Below are 19,259 nucleotides of genomic sequence, written 5' to 3' on the forward strand. Positions count from 1 at the left end.
TTTTTTATTTTTCTTTTTTACTTAAAATTGAGTGTACCTTAGTTGTAAGCATATCAATGGCCACATCATTTTTACCGCCTTCTGGAACAATAATATCTGCATAGCGCTTGGTAGGCTCAATAAATTGATGATACATCGGCTTAACTGTGCTTAAATATTGTTCAATTACGGAGTCAATGGACCGGCCTCTCTCATTTAGATCACGTTCTAAACGCCTAATAAAACGAATATCGTCATCTGTGTCAACGTAAACTTTGATATCCATCAAATCACGAATTTTTGGGTTTGCTAAAACTAAAATTCCTTCAAGAATAATGATATCGGCAGGCTCAGTATGAATGGTCTTTTGACTTCGGGTATGTTCTTTAAAATCGTAAACCGGCATCTCGACTGACCGATAATTTAATAAGTCTTGCAACTGCTTTCTAAGCAAAGGAACATCAAAAGCATCTGGGTGATCATAGTTGATGTTCTTTCTTTCACTCATAGGAATCCCGGTATTATCTTTGTAATATGAATCCTGAGTCATAATCAAAACGTGTTCATTCTCTTGCATTTGGGCAACAATTTTTTGCGCAATGGTAGTTTTCCCGCTGCCTGAACCACCGGTAATACCAATCACTACAGGCTTTTCAAGTCTAGACATTATGCCACTCCTTTTTTAATCCTTAAACATTTTACTTTACTTTTGCCATAATTACCAACAGTTAAGGTATATTTGATAATTAATGCTTCTTTTCTATAGAATACGGTTTAAAATTGACTTTATTTTTTATATGATAAATGTGAAAAAAGTAATTTGTGTTAAATAGCATAGGTGCAAAATGAATTATAACTTAATGCCGGTAAAATATTTCGTTGATGTCGTTCAAACTCACGGCTTTATTTCAGCAGCGAGGAGAAACTATGTTTCAGAAACAGCTGTCAGTTCAGCTATTAAAAAATTAGAAGATGAGCTGGGTCAAAAATTGCTTAACCGTTCTGCTGGTAAATTCTCGTTAACGCCAGTAGGAGAAGTTTTTTATAAACGCAGCGTAGAAATTATTAATTTGTACAGTGAAATTTGGCACCACCCGGATCCTAACCCGGAGAAGCTGTTACGTGTACATTTTTTGCAAGGCTTTGAAAATGACGCTGCATTATTTGCTTCAAAAATACCAGATATTTGTCAGCCCAATTTTGACGAAGAAAATTTTGATTCTTGCATCAAAAGATTGATTAATGGTAATTATGACATACTGGTTGGCTTTGACTTAGCTTTTGCCGGTAATAATAAAATAGACTGTCTACCTTTTAGGAAAACTAGTTTTGACTTACTGCTAAATAAAGATGAACTAAGACAATATCACGGGGATGAGCAGCAGCTCGCTGAGAACAGTATGCTTTATATGCAAAACTGGAAATCAACTGGTATTACTGATATTCAGCTTGCTATGCTTAAAATCTACTGTCAAAATGGTTGGAAATATAAAGAAGTGTCTGAGGTCAACAGCTTTGCCGCTGGATGTTTAAATGTAAACTTTAATGGTGGCATCACAATCGTACCGGAATCATTTAGTTTACCGCAAAACTGCAATAATATTGAGCGTTTATCGCCAGTTCAATTGCAAAAAACTTTTAATGTGGTAATAGCAATGAATCCAATGGTTTCAACTAAATTTAGCAAAATGCTTAAGCATGTGACAACTTTAACTTATCGCTAATAACTTTTATGTGTTAGCGCTTTTATTAAAAATGACATAGAATTCAATTGTAATAAGAATCACAAAATATCAGAAAGGGTGAAGTTACATTGAATTCTTTTTCAACTGATGTCGTAGTTGTTGGCTCAGGATCGGCTGGAATTTCAGCTTGCTTTGAGCTTTATCAAAAGCATGTGCCATTTGTACTTTTAGAAAAAGGTAACAAAGTCGGAGGTGCCGGCAAATTTGGTGCTCATGGAGTTTTTGCTATTAATTCCACTGAACAAAAAAAGCGGCACGTAAATTATGGCTATCGTGAAGCTTTTAACGGATTAACAGATTACAACCACTTCTTTGTTAATGGTGAACTATTGGCGCGATTTTTAAAAAAATCAGGTGCCAATATCGATCGTTTAGCAGAAATGGGTTTACCGGTAACTGTGGAACAAAGCGAACAAAAAGCACACTTAAATGATCCACTGGTTTACCATAAATTTAATAATTTTAAAGAGAAAATGACTAACTGGGATAAATTACCGGATAAATTTACCGCAGCTGGCAATAAGGTAATGTTGGAAACTGCAGCCGTCGATCTGGAATATGATAATGGCTTAAAAGCCGTTATTGCCCAAAATAAAGCTGGTGCAGAGATTAGAATTGCTGCTAAAAAAGTAATATTTGCTGATGGCGGCTATTGCGGCAGTCAGGAAATGATGACAGCCAATTTCTCAGATACTAAAGCACTTTTGAACCTGGGAGAGCGCAAATCTACGGGTACGGGAATTAGATTAACGCATAAATTAGGAGCAGATTGTCGTCACCGTCCAGTTCTTTTTGCCCATGGCTGTGCACCGAGCATGAGTATTAATCCTATGAAAAGAGATAGTGCTGTTGAAACTCTAACCAATTTACCATTGCTGTGGCTGGATCAGACCGCTAATCGTTTTGTAAACGAGGACGTTGTTTATGATTTTGCTATGTGGGGCAATGCTGCCCATAACGTTAATGGTATGTATTACGTTTTACTGGACCAAAAGACTTTAGACACTTTTAAGCAAAAAGAGGTTAATCTTGAAGACACTTTTGAAAGACAGTTCTGTGATGTGGGCCAAACGCCTAGAACAACTGTGGGGCCTTTACCTAATATTCAAACAGACTTTGACGAAGCGGTTAAAACGGGTGAAGTAGTAAAAGCAGATACCCTGGAAGAAATAGCCCAAAAGTTACAACTGCCTTATTCTTCACTCACAAGGAGTGTCAATGCCTATAACCAGGCCGTTAAGCAGAAAGAGGACGACACTTTCTTAAAGCCGGCTGCTGAATTATTGTTTGACGTTCAAGAAGGACCGTTTTACGCAATAATTGAACATTGTGCGATTTTAGGAACGTTAGACGGTGTCAATGTTGACCGCAACTGTCAGCCGGTAAAAGAAGATGGCACTCCACTAAAAGATTTATATATTGTTGGTAATAATGTTAACGGTTTATATTCTGATGGCTACCCCAGTTATGAAGGTATTGCTAATGGCTTTGCCTTTGTCTCTGGCTGGATTGCTGCAGAAGAAGCAATTAAGAGTTTAAATCAGGAGGAAAAGTAAATTGTTAGAAGGAAAAGTTGCTGTTGTTACTGGAGCTGCTCAGGGTATTGGCTACGCTATTAGTGAAGAGTTTGCCAAGCAAGGTAGTGATGTCGTTTTAACTGACTATAACAAGAAAGTATTGGATGTTGCTGCTGAAATGAATGAGAAATACAACGGTAAGATTACCGGCTTGATTTTGAACGTCATGGATAAAAACAGTATCAAGAACGGTTTACAAACTATCGTTTCCGATTACGGTAAGATTGATTACGTGATGAATAATGCCGGCGGTGGTGTTTTGAAGCCATTTGCCGAACTGACTGATGAAGATTTTGATAATACGATTAATTTGGACTTGCGTGGGACCTTCTTATGTATGCGCGAAGAAATCAAACTTTTCTTAAAGCAAGGTTATGGCTCAATCGTCAATACCAGTGCTTTAGGCAGCATTTATAATCCTGGTGGTATGGGCGCTTATAATGCAGCCAAAAATGGCATTATTGGTATGACTCAAGCTGCGGCGATTGATTATGCTGATAAAAATATTCGTGTTAATAGTGTTGCTCCCGGCCTAACTAAAACCCCACTTAACGAAGGCGGCTTTTTGGAGAAAGTTTTACCGACTGTACCAATGAAGAGGGCAGAAACCGCTGCCGAAGTTGCTAAAGTCTTTGTTTTTGTAGCTAGTGAAGCCACATTTATGACAGGCCAAACCGTTTTAAGCGATGGCGGTGTTTCAGTCGGCTTGAAGTAGGAGAAAAAATTCATGTTTCCTAAAAATTCCGAATATAACCTAATAATCGTTGGTGGTGGCCTTAGCGGTTTGGCAGCCGCTGTCAGTGCTGGCGAGCAGGGTATTAAGACCTTGGTAATTGAAAAAGGCAGGACACTTGGCGGTGACGGCAACTATGTTGAAGGCGCAATGGGAGTCGACAGCTTTTTGCAAAAAGAAAAAGGCATTAAGATTGATCCTACCCAATTGCTCCAAGATGAACTGAACTATTCGCACTATGAAGCCAGTGCCCCTCATTTACGAAAATATATTAGTCAAAGTGGTTCAGTAATTGACTGGCTTCATTCTCTTGGAGTTGAGTTTAGTAAAGTTGGTCCTCAAGGCAAGAGCTGGCCTACTATTCACACTTTTGCCGGTGGTGGTCATGCTGTGATTGCAAAGTTAATACCTAAAGCTAAAGCTCTTGGCGTAGAAATTGTGATTAGCATTAGTGCGCAAAAAATTTTACAACATAATGGTCATGTCAGTGGTCTAGTTATTAAAAATGAGGCTACAGGACAGTTAAGAGAATTAACTGCAAATAACATAATTTTAGCTACAGGCGGCTATGTGGATAATCCTGATTTAATTAAGAAACGGGCTCCTGCGACTGAACGCTTGTTATCAGTTAGTGATGGCAAATCTACCGGAGACGGTATGAAACTAGCATGGCAGGCCGGAGCTGAACACTATCAAATGGGTGCTATTCAATATGGTGGCGGCGCCATTTTGGATAAAACCCGTCCACCTTTTGTTCATATGCCTGAACAATTGGCAGCAGCAGCGACTCAGGAGGCAATTTTATGGGTGAATGAGCAAGGTGAACGCTTTGTTAATGAAGATGTCAATGACAACATGTGTCATGCCGGCAGCGCTCTTTTAACCCAATCAAGAACCTTTTCAATCCTTAATCAAGAAACGGTTGACCATTTAACTAATGTCGGTCTTTACAAGGAAGTAAGCAATTCACCGGTTTCACCTGAAAAATTCGAACATTTACAAGAAGAAATTACGTGTGACTTACAGAATGGTGATAAGTACTTGACCAAATCCGACACTCTGGCTGAATTAGCAGAAAAATTGAATTTGCCCAATTTGCCGCAAACAATTGGGCGTTATAATGACTTAGTGGCTAAAGGAACTGATACCGATTTTGGTAAAGCTCCCGCATACATGACAGCTTTAAAAGATGGTCCATATTATGCAGTAGAATTGGGTATTGGTATGGCATGTGCAATTGGTGGTATTCGTGTTGATAATAATAATGCCGTTTTAAATTCCTATGGTTATCCACTTACCGGAGTTTATGCTGTTGGCAATGATGCTGCAGGAATGCTTGTTGGTGATACTTACGCTGTCACTTTACCAGGAAGTACAGCAGGGTATGCTGTATTTTCAGGTAGAAATGCCGTTCAAAGTATTACTAAGATCCGGTAAATATCAATGAATAGTGCTAAAAGAGTTTCTGTTTCAAAAACTCGTATAGGTATCTTAGCGGTTAGTATGATTGGCATGGCATCTTTAGCTATTACTCCATCTTACGCTGCCATTGCTAAATTTTTTACCCTTAATAATACTAGTGTACAAATGCTGACATCTTTACCAAATTTATTTATGATGCTTGCGGGAATAATCATTGGTAAATTGACAGCAAATAAAGTTAATTTAAAAGTGTTGACCCTTGTTTCAATTTGTTTGGTCACAATTGGTGGGTTATTGCCACTAATGCTGCACACGAATTTTACGTTTTTACTTTTTTGTTCATGCTTAGTGGGCTTAGGTCAAGGAGCCTGCACCAATTTAACTCAAGTTTTAATCGCACAATTGCTGCCTCAAAGTGAACGTGAATCTACTATGGGGTTATCTACAACTTTTATTAATATTGGTGGCATGGTCTTTATCATGGGCGGAGGTCAACTGGCAGCTTCAAGCAGCTGGATTAATAATTACTGGATATACTTGTTTTCACTGCTAATACTGCTAATTGTATTTCTTCTTCTGCCCTTTGAAAACAGAACCGTTTCTCAGAATGACACTAAAGCAGGTAATACTAAAATTCATTTAAACAAATTCGTGTTTTATAGTGCCTTCTGGGCGTTTTTGATAATGTTACTTAATAATGTTTTAAATAATAATATCTCTTTGTTTGTAGTGAGAGAAAATCTTGGTGCCACTGCACAAGCAGCTCTAACATCTACTATTTCTCTTGTTGGTGGGATGATCTGTGGCTTATTTGTGGGTAAAATTGGCAAAAGGCTTCGCTACTCTTCAATTGCTCTTTCATTATGTTTTTATGGCATTGCATACTTATTAATTGGTCTGTTTCATTCTTTGTTAATTGTCTTTATTGGCAGTTTTATAGTAGGAGCAGCGATGAGTATTGCAATGGGACAATTTCCTTATTTGATTTCCTTAATTGTTGATGATAACAGTGTTTCAATGGCTCTAGGAATTTATGTTGCAATTTATTCCGTAGGTGGGGTCGTTAGTCCGCTGATAATTAATCCTTTGACTAGTTTAGTCAGTCATATAGGCTTTAATGTTTTCTCTTTAAGCGGTTTGCTGGCACTAATGCTAGCCGTAGTTTGTTTAGTGGTTAAATTTCAAAAGAATTTAGTTTTAGCTGTGAAAGAACAATAAAAAAGATAAATAATTTTGACTGCAAAATTTAGCAGACCAAAAACAGACAATAGTGATGTGAACCCTAAAATTAGGACGCTTATAACTAAGGACTAACTTTCGATATTCAATCGGAGTTAGTCTTTTAGTTTTCATCATAGTTTTAAAGACTTATTTTTTCCTCTTGAACGGACTTTGTAAAACCGTTACCATAACTTTTAATAGTAAAGGAGGAGGGTTGTCATGAATTTAAAACAAGAGCTGTTTAACTTAATACATCAGGCAAAATATGAAGATATCAAACAATTTTCAACTTCTAAGTTGGCTGATAAGTTAGGAGTTAAAAGGAACACAGTTAGTCATTACCTTAACCAGTTAGTCAATGAAAATAAAATTATTAAGATTAAAACAAGACCTGTGATTTTTTTAGATCGAGAAAACCTTAAAAAGACTACAAATAAAGTATTAAAGCAAGAATATGACAGTATAGAGGACTTAACTAAAAGCTTAAGAAAAACTGATACATTTTCCAGTGTCATAGGACATGATCAATCATTATATGGTCAGATTAGGAAACTAAAAGCAGCTGCATCCTACCCAGGCAGACTTCCCGTTTTGATTAATGGTCAAACAGGAACAGGTAAAAGCTACATAGCAAGAAAGTTCTTTGATTACTGCGTAGCTGAAGGATATATACCTTCAAATGGTAAATTTGTTAGTTTTAATTGCGCAGAATATGCTGATAATCCAGAGTTATTGACTAGTACGCTTTTTGGCTATGCTAAAGGTTCATTTACGGGTGCTGAAACTGCCCACAATGGTCTTTTTGATGAAGCAAATAATGGCATGCTATTTCTTGATGAAGTTCATAGATTGGATCCTAAAGGACAGGAAAAACTATTTTCTTATTTAGATAGCGGAAAAATAGCACCATTAGGTGAAGCAGCTAAAAAGAAATCGCTAAATGTAAGACTAATTTGTGCTACTACAGAAGATATTAAGAGTAGCTTCTTAGCCACTTTTATTCGTCGAATTCCAGTTCAAATTACAATGCCGCCACTTTCTGATCGAACAACTAATGAGATTAGGTCTTTAATAATATATTTCTTTATATTACATGCAAAAAAAATAAAGAAAAATATCAATGTTAATAACCACGTGCTTTTAACTTTGGCCAATACTAAATATGAAAGTAATATCGGTCAATTAAAAAATGATGTCTTGCTTTCTGTTGCAAGTGCTCTTAGTAAAGCAGAAAAAAATGATCAAAATAATATTTATGTTAAGTTAGCAGACTTACCACAGAAAATTTTATTATCTGGTATTTCCTTCTCAAAAGAAATTTGGTCTCTAAATAAAAAGAATATATTGATTAAGCCAAATAGTAAAATTCAAGATTTTGTTGATAATTACGAAAGCACTAACTACATAGAGAAGACAATGAATGAAATTTTGTCTTTATATGACAAAGTTTCTTATAATTCTTTTATCTCAAAGGCTTTTGCAAAATTAAATAACTTGTGTGATTATCTTATTTTTAAGAAAAAAACAATGGACAAAGGTGAATTACCCCTTAATCTAATTAAAAAAATGCTTAATCAAGAAGTTGGTTATCTTCAAGATGATTTACGAAATGATTTTAATGGCAATATTATTGTAGCTATTTCTTATTATTTTTATTTTCGCCAGGAAAAACATTGGCAATTATCACAGGATCAAAGTAAAACAATAAAAAGAATTGTTAGCGAAATTAATGAAGTAAATTATACAGGTGAAGTTTTAGATACAATTCTAAATGTCGTAAATAATATGCTTAACTTGTATACCGATGATGTTGATAAATTATTTTTAGCTATTTACCTAAGTGGGGCACAAAGAAAAAAGAGTTCAAACTTAGTTCATTGTATTCTTCTAGCTCATGGTTATTCGACAGCAAGCAGTATTGCTGATACTGTTAATAAAATTGCCGGTGAACCGTTACTTGATTCTTTTGATATGCCAATTGATATTTTACCGGAGGAGATAGCAAAAAAGGTATCCAACTATATCCATGTCAGACATGTGGTAAATGGCTTAATTCTAATGGTGGATATGGGTTCCTTAGAAAAAATTCCTGAACTACTGCAAATGGACTTGAATTTTCCAGTAGTCATATTAAATAATGTCTCCACACAGTTAGCCTTATTTGTAGCTAATTATATAAAAGAGAGAAAGCCTATTGAATCCATTATCAATAAAATGGATGAGACAATTCATAATGATTACCGGATTATTTATCCTAAGATGGTTAAACAAAATGTAATTTTAGTATGCTGTACAACGGGTGTAGGCACTGCAAACAAAATTAAAAAAATGGTTGAGGAAAGTCTACCTTTGAGAAGTAAAGTTCAAGTAATGTCGTGCTCCTATAATTGGCTAAAATTAGAGGATCAAGAAAATGCTCTCAAGAGAAAATATAACGTTTTAGTCGTAATTGGAACCGCGGACCCAAAATACTGCAATATTCCTTATATTTCCTTAGAAGAATTAGTAAGTGGATCAAAACTATCATTTTTAAAACGAATATTGAAGGGAATCTTGTCTGATAAAGATCTTGATCACTTTAATGAGTCTATTCTAAGAAATTTTACTATTGAACGCGTTATTAATTCATTAACAATTTTAGATACAAAAGAAGTCATCAAAAATATTGATTCATGTATTAAGTTAATGGACAAATATCTAAACGTAACACTTTCTAATACAACTATGATGGCCTTATTCGTTCATATCAGTTGTATGATTGAAAGAATTATTCGTAACCAAACGTTAGAAACACCACCCAATAATTTTAAGGAAACAGCTCAAAGCTTGGAAACTATAAAAAATATTAGAAGATCACTGCGACTATTAGAAAAGATATATAATATCAAAATTCCGATTACTGAAATTAAATACATTTATGATTTAATTTTTGATACCCAAAACAGTAATTTGGAGATTACAAATACCGAAGACTTTTGACAGAAATAAATTATTTAAAAATACTGTCAAAGAATACTTCAAAATTAAGCGGAAAAGCGACCTTATGCGGTTGTTTTTTTTTGACACTTAGTTGGCACATTAATTGCTAATAGTTTGGTGTAAGGACAATATTCAGATAAGGAGGAATTAATTTGATTAAATTATTGCGAGTCGATCACCGGTTGCTGCACGGGCAAGTAGCTTTTTCTTGGACTCAGGAACTAGGAGTTGATTGTATTTTGATTGCTAATGATGATGTCCCGAATAACGAGATCCGTAAGACAGCCATGAAACTTGCTAAACCCCAAGGAGTTAAATTGGTGATTAAAAATATTTCTGATTCAATTAAAGCCCTAAAAAGTGGCGTGACCGATAAATACAAATTATTTATTGTTGTTGAATCTGTTGCAGATGCTTATTCTTTAGCTACTGCATATCCTCAGATTGATCATATCAATTTAGGAGGAACAAAACCGGCAGATGGTACAAAGCAAATAAGTAAAGCTATCAATGTCACAAATGAGGATGAGAGTAAATTAAAGGAGCTGGTAAATCAAGGTTGTGAAATAGAGATTAGGCAAGTGCCAAATGATAAAAAAGAATTATACAAGGAAATGATGTAGGTTCTAAATAATGAATAATAAAATTTTAAAGAGTCGTTTGGCAGCCATGAATTATTATTATAGAAATTATTCTTTTGAATATTTTTTAGATTCGGTTAGCCAAAACGGTTTAACTCAGATAGAACTTTGGACAAGCCCACAACACTTTTGGATTGAGGACACAGGATATCAAAATGTTTCTCAAATAAAAAAGAATGTTGCCGATCATAATTTAAAAATAATTTGCTTAACACCACAACAGAGTAATCCCAATTTATATAATTTGGCTGCAAAAAGTAAGCACTTAAGGGATGGATCCATTGCATATTTTAAGAATTTAATCGATGCTGCAGCAGAGTTGGGTGTTCATATGATTGCATTAAATTCTGGTTGGGACTTTTATGATGAAGACCCTAAAAAAGCCTGGGAGCGATCGGTGGAAATGATGAAAACAGTAGCTGAATACGCTGCCAGTTGTCAAATTAAAATTGCTGTTGAAGCTTTACAACCCGATGAGTCTCATTTGGTTAATTCAATCGTTGATCTGAAAACCTATTTAGACGATGTTGCTGAAAATAATGTTGGAGTAAACATCGATTTGGGAGCAATGGCTAGAAATAGGGAAACCATTTTACAGTATTTTACTGCTTTTGGCTCTAAAGTCATCCATTGTCATTTTGTTGACGGCAACCCAGTTGGTCATCGTTGTTGGGGTGAGGGTGAAAGAAATCCTGGTGACGATTTTCAGGTTTTTAATTCAAATAATTATCAGGGGAATTTTACATTTGAATTTGGGCAATCTGAATACTTTTTGAACCCTGCAGCAGTGGAAAGAAAGTCACTAGCATTTCTAAGTCCTTTTTTAAAGTAAAAGATGGGAGAAAAAATGAGTAATTTAGGTACTGCATTACTGATTGGACTAGTAGGTTTTATTGGTCCTTTAGATTTTGCAATCGGTTCTAACATGTTAAATAGACCGATTATTTTAGGCCCTTTGGTAGGTCTAGTATTAGGAAATTTAACTCAAGGTATTATTATTGGAGCATCCCTAGAACTGGTATTTATGGGAGCTATTTCAGTTGGGGCATATTTACCTCCAGATGTAATTGTAGGTGGAGTTTTAGGTACAGCTTTTGCAATTACTTTGGGAAAGGGCGTTGGTGCAGCAATCGCCATTGCCATGCCCATTGCAATGCTTTCATTAGCTATAGGGAATTTAACAAGTGTAATTTTTCCAGCAATTGCCCATATTGGTGATAGATATGCAAAAGAAGGGAAACCTGGCGGTATAACAGCTTCTATGTGGGGAATTGGCTTGATTGAGTGTACGCGTCGTGGAATTTTGTGCTTTTTAGGCTATTATGCTGGAAGTGCAGGAATGAAGGCATTATTAAACGTCATTCCGCAAAACATTATTGACGGTTTACAAGTAGCAGCAAATATGTTGCCCGCTATCGGTTTTGCTATCTTGTTAGAAATGATTATTAATAAAACCATATTGCCATATTTCTTTCTAGGATTTTTGCTCTCAGCATATCTGAAAGTACCTGTATTAGGTGTTGCTTTATTCGGGCTAATTATTGTTATTGTTAAATTTCATTCAGATAAAAAACAGACTGTTTTAAACACATCTACTTCAGCAAAAGAGGATACGGACTATGACGACGATTTCTAAAGAAAATAAGATAACTAATAAAGATTTAAGACAGATAATGTGGCGTTCCTTACCGATGGAATTTGGTTGGAACTATGAGAGACAAATGCACTTGGCTTTTGCTTATATGATGGCTCCTTTAATGAAAAAGCTTTATCATAAAAATCAAAAAGAATACACCGAGTCACTTGAAAGGCAGATGGAATTTTTTAATTGTACTCCACAATTAGTTCCTTTTATTGGCGGCATAGTGGCTTCAATGGAAGAAAAGAATTCCGAAGATAAAGATTTTGATGTTTCTACTATTAGTGCTATTAAAACTGCATTGATGGGTCCATTGTCAGGAATAGGAGACTCTCTGTTTCTGGGCACTTTGAGAGTTCTAGCAGTTGGTGTAGCTGCATCTCTTTCGATGAAAGGCAGTATTCTCGGACCAATTTTATTTTTGCTGATATACAACATTCCTGCATACCTCGTTAGGTATTTTGGAGTCAAGGCTGGATACAATATGGGAACCAGCTATCTTGATAAAATTCAAAAATCAGGCTTGATGGATAAGTTTAAGGAGGCTGCTGGTATTCTCGGGGTTATGGTCATAGGAGCAATGACTCAAAACATGGTAGTTGTTAAAGTCGTAGCAAAATTTGGTACGGGAAAAACAGCAACTTCTTTGCAAAGTGTTTTAGATGGCATATTACCAGGCGTGCTTTCGTTATTAGTTCTTTATATATTTTATGTCCTGAACAAAAAGAAAATTAATGTTTTGTGGCAATTATTGGGTGCTACCATCATTGGAGTTTTACTCACTGTTTGGGGAGTATTAGGTGTTTAAATTAATTTAAAAATTGAGGTATGAAAATGATTAATAAGAAAATTGACTATATTGATGATCCAAATGATACTTTTGAACAATACTTGGAGAAAGCAAAGAAATATAATTTTAGAGCAATCTTTGCCAAACCGGAAAATGAATATGATATCGCTAAAGAATCGTTAAAAGATACTGACATCATTATTGCTGGTGCGATAGATTTTCCTGAAGGCAAAATGGAACTTGATGAGAAAATGAAGCGGTTTGAAGATTATGCTGCCAAAAATTATGAAGAAGTAGATTATCCATTAAACCAAAAAAACGTTGAAAATAAAGATTTTGACGCTATAGAAAAGGAAATGTCGACAATTTCCCAATTTTGTAAGCAACACAATATTCGCGACAAAGTAATCGTTGAGATGTGTAAATTAGATGGTGATGATGCCGCCAAGGAAAAAATTTGTGAAATTGCAAATCGGGTTAAACCGGCCTTTTTAAAAACTTCAACTGGAAGAAGCTTTGGCGGAGCTAAGATTGAAGATGTAAAACTTATGAAAAGAGTTCTGGATCCTGCAATAAAAATAAAAGCTGCGGGTGGTATACATACTTACGATGAAGCAATGGGCTTTTTAAACGCTGGTGCATCAATAATGGGTGCAAGTGCAGGAATTAAAATTGTTGAGCAAGAAAGAGATTTAAAGAATGCGTAAATTTAACAAGCAAAAATTAGTTAACAGTATGACCGGAGCTCTTAAATTAAGAAGCCAAATTAACAATGTTATTGATCCATTATTTAAAAAAGGAATAGATAATATATGTTGGCTGGGAATTGGAGGCACTTATGCTTCTGGAATGCAGGCTAACATTCACATGAAAGAAAGGAGTGCTTTAGAAACCTTTTATCAAAATGCAGCTGAATATGTTGTTACAGGTAATAAAAGAATTACCACAAAAACTTTAGTAATCATTTCTTCCGTTACTGGCAACACTAAAGAGATGGTTGATGCAGTAAAAAAGTTGAATAAAACTGGTGCTACAATTCTGGGCTTTATGGACGATCCTAAGGCTAAGTTAGCTTCAATGTTAACATATTGTATTTCTTATCCTGAAAACGAACAGCTAAAATTTTTCATGGTAGGAGACCGTTTAATGTATTTAAATGGTGAATTCTCTGATTATGACGAATTTTATCAGGAAATGGATGCTCATTTTGCTCAAGACATCGCAGACATTGAGGAAAATGCAGATGAATTTGCTCAAAAATTTGCTGAAAAACATCATGATGATGAAATTCATTATTTTGTCGGAGCTGGTAATCAATGGGGCGCCACTTATTCATATGCTATGTGTTATTGGGAAGAACAGCACTGGATTAGAACTAGAGCTGTTGAAGCAGCAGAATTTTTCCACGGTATGTTTGAAGTGGTTGATCGTGACACTCCTGTTACAGTTTATGTTGGCGAAGACAGTCAAAGGCAACTTAGTGCACGTGTTGCAAAGTTTTTGCCAGAAATCTGTGGCAACTATACCATTATAGATTCTAAAGACTATGATTTACCGGGATTTTCAGAAAAATATCGTGGCACTTTGTCACCATTTGTTTTCCATGCAATTAATAATAGAATTGATGTTCATATAGAGCACCTTAACCGTCATCCAATGGATATTCGGCGTTACTACCGCTGCTTAGATTATTAATTAGATAGCGTAAACTAATGGTTGGAGTAATTATTTGTACGCATGGCAGTTCTGCCCCAGAAATTTTAAAATCAGCAGAAATGATTTGTGGTAAACAGGAAAACTGTCTGACTGTGAATTTTGAAAACGGAGAGTCTTTAGACCAGCTAAAAAAAGAGCTGGTTCAGGAAATTAATCAGCTGAGAGGGATAATTATTTGCCTAACAGATTTAAAAGGAGGCACACCGTTTAATACTTTAGTTGGCTTACTAAAGAAATATCCAGAAATAGAAATCATTACTGGTGTGAATATTCCAATGCTACTTGAATTGTTTATCAATCGTGATCAATTAGAAAAGGAACAATTACTTTCCGCAATAATTGAAGCCGGTAAAAGTGGTGTTTATCGCTATCAAAGAATAAAATCTTCTATCCAAGATGATGAATTCTAAAATAAAGAGGTATAGCAATTTTGCTATACTTTTTTTATTAAAGGATTTATAATTAGGCAAAATAAAAGTGAAAGGGCTTTAAAATTAAAGAAGGCGATAGTAATGAGTAACTTTTTCAACGGCATAATATTCCAGAAAATTATGGGTGTCGTTTTGCTTTTGCTAGCTGGTTTTGAACTAGTATCTAGTTATAAATATACTAGAAGTATTCTCCAAAATGGGACTAGTAATGGCTTTTCAATTTTGGCAATTGCTTTTGCTTTCTTTTTTGGGCTTGTTTTATTTTGTGGTGGAATTATTTGTTTGTTCTATCATTTTTAAATTTTGAATAGAAAAAAATTATAAGTTATTATCCACTTTAATTTAAAAACGTGGTAAAATCATTGTATAGTATAGTTATTAGTTTAAAAGAGGGTGTTAAAATGGCAAGCTTTTTAACAAGTGCAGCATTTTTAATGATTATCGCTGCGATTATGATGGCTTTAGGGTCTTATCAAGTAGTTAATAGTGTCGTTTATATCCACGGAATTTTACATAAGGGTACTAATAATGGCTTTATGCCTCTGGCAATGTGGACTTCTTTAGTTATTGGTTTATCATTGTTAATTGTTGGTATCGCTGCAATTGTTTTAGCTTTTAAAGGTTTTTAAATAAGGCTATAACAGTTATCATTGTGAAATTGAATAGATACAATTGAACTATATTATGTAATATACGTAGTCGGTAAGATATACCGACCACGTATATTTTATTTTCAGACAAAAAGTAAGCCTTCATTAAATTTTCTGAAAATAGTGGAAAAATTAATAGACTTATTAGTAAGCGCTATTTTAAAAGTGCTATAATAGAAGAAATAAATATTAGGATACATTTTAGGAGGAAATTATTATTATGGCAGAACAAACTATCATGCTTAATTGCAGCGCCGGAATGAGTACATCTTTATTGGTTACCAAAATGCAGCAAGCTGCAAAGGATCAAGGTATTGATGCAAATATTTTTGCATGCCCAGCTTCAGAAGCTTCGCAACATATTGAGCAAGATCATCCAGACTGCATTTTACTTGGACCACAAATTCGGTACATGGAAGATGACTTTAAGAATAAAGTAAAAGGTCAAGGAAAAGATGGTAACGATATTCCTCTTGGAGTTATTGATATGCGTTCATACGGCATGATGGACGGTAAAAAAGTATTGCAACAAGCTGAAGACTTGATTAACGGATAAGGGGATAACCATGGCAGAAAAACAAACACCAGAACAGAAAGAGCAAGAAACTTTAGAAGCAGCTATGGGCCTTATTGCCAATGGTGGTAATGCTAAGAGTCTTGCATTTGAAGCTATCAGACTGGCTAAAAAAGGCGACATTGCAGGTGCTAGAGCTAAGCTAGCAGAATCTGATAAATCTCTTAACGAAGCACATAATTCTCAAACTGGAATGCTTACCAAAGAAGCTCAAGGAGACCATACAAAAGTTACTCTGCTTGTTGTTCATTCACAAGACCATTTGATGAATGCTATTACATTTAGAGATTTAGCTGGAGAAATGGTTGATCTTTATGAAAAGCTCTTTAATGCGAATGTATTAAAGAAAGAAGCAGACGAATAAACTTAATGAACAAAAGCAAATTGATGAATTTATAAACGATACTGTTTTTGAAAAACAAGGCGCGGTTAATTAATCGTGATCAATTTTTGCATCATTGTCTTTATTAGGTAGGTTTTATAATTGTACTTTTTTACATTGCGCATTTTAGATCTATTATTTGGAGTGAAATATGAAACAAGTAAAAATAGGCAAAAGTGACGTTTATACCAGTAAGTTAGGTTTAGGGACGAATAAGGTCGGAGGACATAATCTGTTTAATAATTTAAACGAAAAAGATGGATATGACCTCCTGCGAGAAGCCCTAAATCTAGGAATTAATTTCTTGGACACAGCCTATGTCTATGGTCTTGGTAGATCAGAAGAAATTATTGGTGATGTTTTGCAAGATTATGATCGTTCAAAAGTTATAATTGCCACTAAAGCTGCCCAAGATAAGTCGCAAGATATGGCCATCAATAACAGTGCCGAGTTTATTAAAAAGGCAGTTGACGAAGCATTATCACGACTGAAGACCGATTACATTGATATTTTTTATTTGCATTTTCCGGATAAAGAAACGCCTAAAGATGAAGCAGTCGAAACTTTGTCCGATTTAAGAAAAGCTGGAAAAATAAGAGCAATTGGTGTTTCTAATTTCTCATTGGATCAAATTAAAGAAGCCAATAAAAACGGTAAAGTTGATATTGTTGAAGATCAATTCAGCTTGGTTCACCAGTCTCCAGTTAAAGAAGAATTAAAGTATTTACAGAAAAATAATATTTCCTTTGTGCCATTTTTCCCACTGGCATCAGGACTTTTAACGGGTAAATATGCTTTAGCAGACTGGGACAAGTTTAAAAATAGTGATGGTGGTAAACTACTAGGTAATTTTGACAAGAAACAATATGATGAAGCAATTACAGGAATTGATGGGATTAGAAAGATCGCTGAAGATCATCAGGCAACTGTTACGCAAATTGTATTGGCTTGGTACATGGCCAATCCAGCAATAAGTGTTGTAATTCCTGGAGCTCGTAATGCTGCTCAAGTTAGAAGTAACGCTGCAGCTCTAGAAGTTGAATTGTCTTCAAGTGAATATCAGCAAATTGATCACTTATTCAGTAGCTTTTGATAAAAATTAAGAATATAGTTTAACTTTTAAATGTTAAAATAAAAAAATACACGATTGCCAACAAATTGGCATCGTGTATTTTATTGTGCTTTACTATGAAATTAATCCAAATCTAGACCGTTTGAATTGATGACTTTTTTATACCAGTCGAATGAATCTTTACGTGAACGTTTCAAAGTACCTTCACCAGCATCATTCTTATCAACATAGATAAAGCCGTATCGTTTATCCATTTGACCAGTTCCAGCAGATACAAGATCGATTGGTCCCCATGGCAGATAGCCCATTAAGTCAACACCATCAATCGCAACTGCTTTTTCCATCTCAGAAATGTGCTTTCTTAAATAGTCAACCCTGTAATCATCATGAATGGAGCCATCTGCTTCAACTTTATCATAAGCTCCTAAACCATTTTCAACGATAAACAAAGGTTTGTGATAACGATCAGTTAAGTGATTTAGAGCAATCCTTAATCCAGCTGGATCAATTTCCCAGCCCCAATCACTTCTTTCTAAAGTTGGGTTTTGGGTTATTGCTTTAGATAAGTCGTTTAATTCGTCCGGCTTAACGTTTTTAGCTGAAACAGTAGTTGTTTGGTAGTAGCTGAAAGCTACGTAGTCAACAGTGCCTTCTTGCAAAACAATTCTGTCTTCATCAGTAATGTCAGGACGATAACCATTTCGTTCAATATATGCTTCAACTTCTTTAGGATACTCACCAAAGACATGAACATCAGAGAACCAGTCACGACGCTGTTCAAACTTATCAGCTAACAACACATCGTCTGAAGATGGAGTTAGCGGTCTAACAGGAGAGTAATTAATCATACAACCAATTTGAAAATCAGGATTAATTTTATGTCCAACTTTAACAGCTAAAGCGGAAGCTACTAACTCATAGTGGGCTGCTTGATACATAGCGGCTTCTTTTTCTTTGTCAGTCATGCCATTAAAAATTATTCCTGAATTTGTTGCCATTAAAAAGTCTTCGTTATAAGCAGACTGATTATCAATTTCATTGAAGGTCATCCAGTACTTTACTTTATTCTTGTAGCGCTTAAAGCAAACTGTTGCAAAGCGGACAAAGAAATCTATTAATTTGCGATTGGTAAAACCATGATATTTTTTCACTAAATTAAAGGGAATTTCAAAGTGAGATAAAGTAATTACCGGTTCAATACCATAGTGGTGGCAGGTATCAAACAAATCATCATAAAATTTTAAGCCTGCTTCGTTAGGTTTTTCGTCATCACCGTTAGGAAAAATCCTGGTCCAGGCAATTGAAGTTCTAAAGGCTTTAAAGCCCATTTCGGCCATTAATTTTATATCTTCTTTATAGTGGTGATAAAAATCAATAGCACTGTGGTTAGGGTAGTTCTTGCCGGGAATAACCCCATCAGTAATTTCGCGAGGTTTAGTGGCAGAGCCAACAGTCATGACATCGGCAACTGACATCCCCTTGCCATCTTCGTTCCAGGCGCCTTCTAATTGATGAGCAGCAACGGCACCGCCCCATAAAAATCCCTCTGGCATTTTTGCTGAATACATTTTTATCTCCTTTTTAATATTTTTGTGATAGCGTTAACAGTTATATTTTATACAATTGCTACTTAATCTTCAAGTAACATTAACACTAGCTTTATTGCAAAAAATAAGGCTATAATTGTTAATATAATATCGTAAAGGAC

The 19,259-nt window shown here is 35.1% G+C and carries 20 protein-coding genes; 18 read left to right on the forward strand and 2 right to left on the reverse strand.

The genetic code is table 11. The features are described 5' to 3' along the window. Positions 1-4 precede the first annotated feature (4 nt). Entirely contained in the window at positions 5-646 is a 642-nt protein-coding gene (gene udk, locus LDX54_RS02880) for a uridine kinase (RefSeq protein WP_265666921.1), read from the reverse strand. A gap of 178 nt (positions 647-824) precedes the next feature. On the opposite strand from udk, the gene LDX54_RS02885 reads away from it, so the two are divergent. From LDX54_RS02885 to LDX54_RS02970, 18 genes are all read left to right on the forward strand, one after another. Continuing rightward, complete coding sequence (locus tag LDX54_RS02885; RefSeq protein ID WP_265666920.1) at positions 825-1,703, forward strand: LysR family transcriptional regulator; 879 nt, start codon at positions 825-827, stop codon at positions 1,701-1,703. A gap of 89 nt (positions 1,704-1,792) precedes the next feature. After that, on the forward strand, positions 1,793-3,280 hold the full coding sequence (locus LDX54_RS02890) for an FAD-binding protein (RefSeq protein WP_265666919.1): 1,488 nt from the start codon (positions 1,793-1,795) through the stop codon (positions 3,278-3,280). Position 3,281: 1 nt separating this feature from the next. After that, positions 3,282-4,016 carry an SDR family NAD(P)-dependent oxidoreductase gene (locus tag LDX54_RS02895; protein ID WP_187156403.1) on the forward strand — a complete coding sequence of 245 codons (735 nt, stop codon included), beginning with the start codon at positions 3,282-3,284 and terminating at the stop codon, positions 4,014-4,016. A gap of 12 nt (positions 4,017-4,028) precedes the next feature. After that, positions 4,029-5,471 carry an FAD-binding protein gene (locus LDX54_RS02900; protein WP_265666918.1) on the forward strand — a complete coding sequence of 481 codons (1,443 nt, stop codon included), beginning with the start codon at positions 4,029-4,031 and terminating at the stop codon, positions 5,469-5,471. Between the two features lie 6 nt (positions 5,472-5,477). Further along, positions 5,478-6,674: an MFS transporter gene (locus tag LDX54_RS02905; protein ID WP_265666917.1), complete on the forward strand. Its 1,197-nt coding sequence runs from the start codon at positions 5,478-5,480 to the stop codon at positions 6,672-6,674. 222 nt (positions 6,675-6,896) lie between these two features. Continuing rightward, positions 6,897-9,656 (forward strand): sigma 54-interacting transcriptional regulator, encoded by a 2,760-nt coding sequence (locus LDX54_RS02910; protein ID WP_265666916.1) that lies wholly within the window; start codon positions 6,897-6,899, stop codon positions 9,654-9,656. Positions 9,657-9,808: 152 nt separating this feature from the next. Further along, a complete protein-coding gene (locus LDX54_RS02915) occupies positions 9,809-10,279 on the forward strand; it encodes a PTS sugar transporter subunit IIB (protein WP_110445765.1) in 471 nt (156 codons plus the stop codon). Between the two features lie 10 nt (positions 10,280-10,289). Then, entirely contained in the window at positions 10,290-11,129 is an 840-nt protein-coding gene (locus LDX54_RS02920) for a sugar phosphate isomerase/epimerase family protein (RefSeq protein WP_265666915.1), read from the forward strand. A 15-nt stretch (positions 11,130-11,144) separates the two neighbouring features. Beyond that, a complete protein-coding gene (locus LDX54_RS02925) occupies positions 11,145-11,933 on the forward strand; it encodes a PTS sugar transporter subunit IIC (RefSeq protein WP_110445767.1) in 789 nt (262 codons plus the stop codon). Continuing rightward, a complete protein-coding gene (locus LDX54_RS02930) occupies positions 11,917-12,744 on the forward strand; it encodes a PTS system mannose/fructose/sorbose family transporter subunit IID (RefSeq protein WP_265666914.1) in 828 nt (275 codons plus the stop codon). The genes LDX54_RS02925 and LDX54_RS02930 overlap by 17 nt, the downstream gene beginning before the upstream one ends. Before the next feature lie 26 nt (positions 12,745-12,770). Next, complete coding sequence (gene deoC, locus LDX54_RS02935; protein ID WP_202984481.1) at positions 12,771-13,433, forward strand: deoxyribose-phosphate aldolase; 663 nt, start codon at positions 12,771-12,773, stop codon at positions 13,431-13,433. Next, entirely contained in the window at positions 13,426-14,421 is a 996-nt protein-coding gene (locus LDX54_RS02940; RefSeq protein ID WP_110445770.1) for an SIS domain-containing protein, read from the forward strand. Before deoC ends, LDX54_RS02940 begins: the two co-directional genes overlap by 8 nt. Before the next feature lie 17 nt (positions 14,422-14,438). Beyond that, positions 14,439-14,852: a PTS sugar transporter subunit IIA gene (locus LDX54_RS02945; RefSeq protein WP_265666913.1), complete on the forward strand. Its 414-nt coding sequence runs from the start codon at positions 14,439-14,441 to the stop codon at positions 14,850-14,852. A gap of 102 nt (positions 14,853-14,954) precedes the next feature. Continuing rightward, positions 14,955-15,173 (forward strand): hypothetical protein, encoded by a 219-nt coding sequence (locus tag LDX54_RS02950; RefSeq protein WP_265666912.1) that lies wholly within the window; start codon positions 14,955-14,957, stop codon positions 15,171-15,173. A 101-nt stretch (positions 15,174-15,274) separates the two neighbouring features. After that, the gene (locus LDX54_RS02955; RefSeq protein ID WP_046324494.1) at positions 15,275-15,502 is read left to right on the forward strand and encodes a hypothetical protein; all 228 of its coding nucleotides are present in this window, start codon (positions 15,275-15,277) and stop codon (positions 15,500-15,502) included. Positions 15,503-15,743: 241 nt separating this feature from the next. Further along, positions 15,744-16,079, forward strand: coding sequence for a PTS sugar transporter subunit IIB (locus LDX54_RS02960; protein ID WP_046324495.1), 336 nt, complete (start codon positions 15,744-15,746; stop codon positions 16,077-16,079). A gap of 10 nt (positions 16,080-16,089) precedes the next feature. Further along, complete coding sequence (locus LDX54_RS02965; RefSeq protein WP_046324496.1) at positions 16,090-16,461, forward strand: PTS lactose/cellobiose transporter subunit IIA; 372 nt, start codon at positions 16,090-16,092, stop codon at positions 16,459-16,461. A gap of 169 nt (positions 16,462-16,630) precedes the next feature. Next, positions 16,631-17,572, forward strand: coding sequence for an aldo/keto reductase (locus LDX54_RS02970; protein WP_265666911.1), 942 nt, complete (start codon positions 16,631-16,633; stop codon positions 17,570-17,572). Positions 17,573-17,673: 101 nt separating this feature from the next. Here LDX54_RS02970 and LDX54_RS02975 read toward each other — a convergent pair whose 3' ends face one another. Next, positions 17,674-19,119: a 6-phospho-beta-glucosidase gene (locus LDX54_RS02975; protein ID WP_265666910.1), complete on the reverse strand. Its 1,446-nt coding sequence runs from the start codon at positions 19,117-19,119 to the stop codon at positions 17,674-17,676. Positions 19,120-19,259: the final 140 nt, after the last annotated feature.

It is taken from the genome of Lactobacillus sp. IBH004 (assembly GCF_026185255.2).
GTDB classification, from domain to species: domain Bacteria; phylum Bacillota; class Bacilli; order Lactobacillales; family Lactobacillaceae; genus Lactobacillus; species Lactobacillus melliventris.